Origin of the sequence: Aquabacterium sp. (genome assembly GCF_021768455.1) — a bacterium.
Classification (GTDB): Bacteria; Pseudomonadota; Gammaproteobacteria; order Burkholderiales; family Burkholderiaceae_C; genus Aquabacterium.
In genome coordinates this window covers 1-5,090 of sequence record NZ_JAIZVX010000211.1, presented here as the reverse complement: position 1 = coordinate 5,090, position 5,090 = coordinate 1, and the positions used below count along the sequence as shown (strand labels likewise).

General features: G+C 67.2%; 4 protein-coding genes. All 4 read right to left on the bottom strand.

All coding sequences use genetic code 11. The features are described 5' to 3' along the window. The coding region (locus tag QZ994_RS18580; protein WP_290877171.1) for a YbgC/FadM family acyl-CoA thioesterase at positions 1 to 418 on the bottom strand (418 nt) is incomplete at its 3' end. 66 nt (positions 419 to 484) lie between these two features. Further along, on the bottom strand, positions 485 to 1,003 hold the full coding sequence (locus QZ994_RS18575; protein WP_290877168.1) for a histidine phosphatase family protein: 519 nt from the start codon (positions 1,001 to 1,003) through the stop codon (positions 485 to 487). 93 nt (positions 1,004 to 1,096) lie between these two features. Beyond that, on the bottom strand, positions 1,097 to 3,127 hold the full coding sequence (gene ppk1, locus QZ994_RS18570; RefSeq protein WP_367172346.1) for a polyphosphate kinase 1: 2,031 nt from the start codon (positions 3,125 to 3,127) through the stop codon (positions 1,097 to 1,099). Between the two features lie 159 nt (positions 3,128 to 3,286). After that, a partial coding sequence (polA, locus tag QZ994_RS18565; protein WP_290877163.1) for a DNA polymerase I occupies positions 3,287 to 5,090 on the bottom strand: 1,804 nt, incomplete at its 5' end.

Sequence of the window (5,090 nt, the reverse complement as noted above, 5' to 3'; positions counted from 1 at the left end):
GCGCGGCCACCGGCATCACCCACCCAACTCGCACGCGGCCTTCACAGAGCACGGTGTCGCCCCGGCGCACGGTCTGGGCAAAGCTGACGCTGGCGCGGCCCACCTCGGCCACAGCCACGGTGACCACGAGCCGGTCGTCCAGCCGGGCGGGCCGGAGGTAGCGCAACTGGGTGTCGGTGACCACGAACATGCCCTGCCCCGAGCGGCGCAGCTGCTCCTGCCCCACGCCCAGGGCGGCCGAGAACCACTCGGTGCGGGCGCGCTCCATGAACTTCAGGTAGTTGCCGTAGAAGACGATGCCCCCGGCGTCGGTGTCTTCCCAGTACACGCGCACGGGGTGCTGGTGGTGCCAGCGCAGGGGCGCGGCGTCGGCAGAGGGGGTGTCGGCGCTCGGTGCAGCGGCGATGGTCGTGCTCATGCACCGATTATCGGGTTGATCCGGGGTGATCCTGTGGCCCCGGGTGCAAAGCCCTGTGTCTGTGGCTCAGAGGAAGTCGGGCTGCTGCACCGCGTGCAACGTCACCTGCAGTTCACCATCGCGCTCGCGGCCGCGCAACCACCACACCGCACCCTTGCGAATGGACCAGGCCTGATCCTGCCCGGTCATCAGGCGGGCGGCCAGCAGGCCCAGGGTGGGCTGGTGGCCCACGATCAGCACCGGCTCCTTGGCGCGGGGCCAGCGGGCGGCGGCCAGCAGGTCGTCCACGCTGGCGTGGGGGTTGAGCTGGTTGAGCGTCTTGAAATGGCGCCCCAGGGCCAGGGCCGTCTGCTGGGTGCGCTGCGCCGGGCTGACAATGACCTTCGTGGCCTCGGTCAGGCGCTGGTTGAGCCAGTGGGCCATGCGCTCGGCCTGGCGCTCCCCCTTGGGCGTGAGGGTGCGGGCGAGGTCAAGGGCCGGCTCGATGTGCACGGTCAGCGGCTCACCGGCCTCCGCCAGGGCCTGTTGTTCGGGGTCCAGCGGCAGCGCATGGGCTTGCGCATGCCGCCACAGGATGAGGTCCATGTGGTGCTCCGGTCGGTCAAACAGCCTGTGGCCGGGCAGGCCCTGATTCAGGCTCACGCAGCATGCCCGCGCCTGGCGGCAAACCCGTGACCATCAGGTGACAGCCTGGTGTCGCTGCATCAGGGCCAGCTGGGCGCTGGGGCCATCGCTTCCCGCGCGCTCATAGCGGCCATCGCCGCCCTGGCGCCAGGCGTCTCGGGCATCGAGCAGGTAGGGCACCAGGCACTCGTCGATCACGCGTTGACGCAGGGTCGGCTCGCGCACCGGCCAGGCCACCTCGATGCGGCGGGTCATGTTGCGGTTCATCCAGTCGGCGCTCGAGAGGTAGAGGGCCTCTTCGTACTCGGCCTCGCCCCAGCGGAAATACAGCACCCGCGTGTGCTCCAGCATGCGCCCCACCACCGAGCGCACGCGGATGCGCTCGGTCAGCCCTGGCACGCCCGGCGGCAGGATGCAGGCACCACGGATGATCAGATCGATCTCGGCGCCCGCCTGGCCGGCCTCGACCAGGGCCTTGATCAGGGGCTCGTCGGTCAGCGCATTGCACTTGACCACGATGCGTGCCGGCTTGCCGGCCTGGGCCGACTCGGCCACCCGCCCGATCAGGCGGATCATCTGCTTCTGCATCGCAAACGGGGCCAGCAGCAGCTGCTTGGTGGCCTTCACCTGGGTGAGGCTGGAGAGCTGCTGGAAAACCATGTCCACATCGGCCGTGAGCTCGGTGTTGCTCGTGAGGTAGCCCACGTCGGTGTAGAGCTTGGAGGTCTTGGGGTTGTAATTGCCGGTGGAGAGGTGGGCATAACGGCGCAGGCGGCTGCCTTCGCGGCGCGTCACCAGCATCATCTTGCCGTGGGTTTTCAGGCCCACGATGCCGTAGACGACCTGGGCCCCCAGGGCTTCGAGGCGCTCGGCCCAGTTGATGTTGGCCTCTTCGTCGAAGCGGGCCTTCAGCTCGACCACGGCCAGCACTTCCTTGCCGCGGCGCACGGCCTCCAGCAGCAGGTCCATCAGCACCGACTCGCTGCCGGTGCGGTAGATCGTCTGCTTGATGGCCAGGACATCGGGGTCGTAGACCGCCGCGCGCAGGAAGGACACCACCGCATCGAAGGACTCAAAGGGGTGGTGCAACATGACGTCCTGCTTGCGCAGGTGCTCGAACACGGCGCCGTCATCGGGCAGCCCATGGGGCCAGCCGGCGTTGTAGGGCGGGAAGCGCCACGTGTCGCCATCGACCTGGTCGATCAACTGCGTCAGGCGCACCAGGTTGACCGGGCCATTGACCTGGAACAGCGTCTGGTGGTTGAGGCCGAACTGCTCCAGCAGGAAGTCGGACAGGTCCTTGGGGCAGCTGCGCACCACTTCCAGGCGGATGGCCTGCCCGAACTGGCGCGTGCTCATCTTCGAGCGCAGGGCCTGACGCAGGTCGGTGACGTCGTCCTCGTCCACGTCGATGTCGGAGTCGCGCGTGAGGCGGAACTGCGAGAAGGCCTCGATCTCACGGCCGGGGAAAAGCTCTTCCAGGTGGGCGCGGATGACGCTGGACAGCAGCACATAGGCCTGCTTGCCTTCGCTCACGGCCGCCGGCAGCTCGATCACGCGCGGCAGCACGCGGGGGATGCGCACGATGGCGATGTCGTTGTCGCGGCCAAAGGCATCGCGGCCACCCAGGCGCACGATGAAGTTCAGCGTCTTGTTGGCGACCTGCGGGAAGGGGTGGGAAGGGTCCAGCCCGATGGGCACCAGCAGGGGTCGCACCTGGCGGCGGAAGAAATCGGCCACCCACTCGCGCTGCGCCGGGGTGCGCTCGGCATGGTTCAGGATGAGGATGCCGGCGCTGCGCAGTTCGGGCCCGAGCACGTCGTTGAAGATGCGGTACTGCTCTTCGACCAGCTGGTGGGTTTCGCGGGCCACCTCGGCGAGGTAGTCCTTGTCGATGCCGGTGCCGCGGGAGCGCGAGGCCTCCAGCACGTCGGCAAAGCGGACTTCAAAAAACTCGTCGAGGTTGTTGGAAACGATGCAGACGTAACGCAGTCGTTCCAACAGGGGCACGTCCTGGCGCTGGGCCTGGGCCAGCACGCGGCGGTTGAATTCGAGAATGGCCTGTTCGCGGCTCAGCAACTTCAAACGTGGGACACCTGACACCTGAGGGCACTTCCTGTTAAGCGTGTTGCCGCGTCCAGAGCAAGGACGCGGTTGCTCAATCTTAGGACGGCACCCATGTCTTCTTGATGACAGTTATGTGACACCTTTCAAGCATTGCTCGGCCATTCGGAGGAAGCACGGTCAGTGCGCGGCCTCCCAGTTCGGGCCCACCCCCACCTCGGCCAGCAGGGGCACGCGCAACTGGGCCACGCCGGCCATCATCCGGGGGACCTCGGTGCGGACCCAGTCCAGCTCCGCCTCGGGCACCTCGAAGACCAGTTCGTCGTGCACCTGCATGATCATCAGCGTGGCCTTGCCCTGGGCATCGAGCGCATCCTGCACGGCCACCATGGAGAGCTTGATCAGATCGGCCGCCGTGCCCTGCATGGGCGCGTTGATGGCCGCCCGCTCGGCACCGGCGCGGCTGGGGCCGTTGGGGCTGTTGATCTCGGGCAGCCACAGGCGGCGGCCAAACACGGTTTCGACGTAGCCCTGTGCCTTGGCCTGTTCGCGGGTCTCGTCCATGTAGCGCTTCACGCCGGGATAGCGGGTGAAGTAGCGCTCGATGTAGGCCGTGGCCGCGCTGCGCTCGATGCCCAGGTTCTTGGCCAGACCAAAGGCGCTCATGCCGTAGATCAGACCGAAGTTGATGACCTTGGCATAACGGCGCTGTTCGCTGCTGACCTCGTCCGGGCTCACGCCGAAGATCTCGCCGGCGGTGGCCTTGTGCACGTCGATGCCTTGGGCAAAGGCGCTCAGCAGGTTCTCGTCTTGCGAGATGTGGGCCATGATGCGCAGCTCGATCTGCGAGTAGTCGGCACTGACGATGACGTGGCCCGGCGGCGCGACAAAGGCCTCGCGGATGCGGCGCCCTTCGGCCGTGCGCACCGGGATGTTCTGCAAATTGGGGTCGTTGCTGGAGAGCCGCCCGGTGACGGCCACGGCCTGGGCGTAGTTGGTGTGCACGCGGCCGGTCTGTTCGTTGATCATCAGCGGCAGCTTGTCGGTGTAGGTCGACTTGAGCTTGGCCATGCTGCGGTATTCGAGGATGCGGGCCGGCAGCGGGTAGTCTTCCGCCAGCTTTTCCAGCACCTCTTCGTTGGTCGAGGGCGCACCGGTGGCCGTCTTCTTGACCACGGGCAGGCCCTGCTTCACGAACAGGATCTCGCCCAGCTGCTTGGGCGAACCCAGGTTGAAGGGCTGGCCGGCCAGCTCGTATGCCTGCTGTTCGAGTTCGACGATGCGCTGGCCCAGCTCGTGGCTCTGCTGCTGCAGGCGCTCACGGTCGATCAGCACGCCATTGCGCTCGATGCGCGCCAGCACGCGCGAGGCGGGCATCTCGAAGCGGGCGTAGATGTCCTGCAGGGCGGGCTCGGCCTCGAGCTGGGGCCACAGCACTTCGTGCACGTTGAGGGTGAGGTCGCTGTCTTCGCTCGAATACTGCGAGGCCACGGGCACGGCCACCTGCGCAAACGGGATCTGCTGGGCGCCCTTGCCCGCCACGGCCTCGTAACTGAGCCCACTGCGGCCGGTGAAGCGCAGGGCCAGGCTTTCCAGGTTGTGCGGGCGGTGCGCTTCGAGCACATAGCTTTGCAGCATGGTGTCGTGGGCATAACCGCGGATGGCGATGCCATGGTTGGCCAGCACATGCGTGTCGTACTTGATGTTCTGACCGACCTTGGGTTTGGCCGGGTCTTCCAGCCAGGACTGGAGCCTGGCAAGCACCTCGTCCAGTGGCAATTGCACAGGGGCGTCCGGGCCCTCATGGCGCAGCGGGATGTAGCAGGCCTCGCCCACCTTGTCGGAGAAGCTCAGGCCCACGATGCGGGCCTTCATGGGCTCGAGCGAATCGGTCTCGGTGTCGAAGGCGACCAGGGGCGCCGCGTGGATGCGGGCCAGCCAGGTGTCGAAGGCCGCCCAGTCGAGGATGGTGTCGTAGCGGGTG

What these genes read in the sequence shown, in the direction of transcription:
- QZ994_RS18575 (WP_290877168.1), bottom strand. Translation starts at nt 1,003, where the DNA reads ATGGACCTCATCCTGTGGCGGCATGCGCAAGCCCATGCGCTGCCGCTG.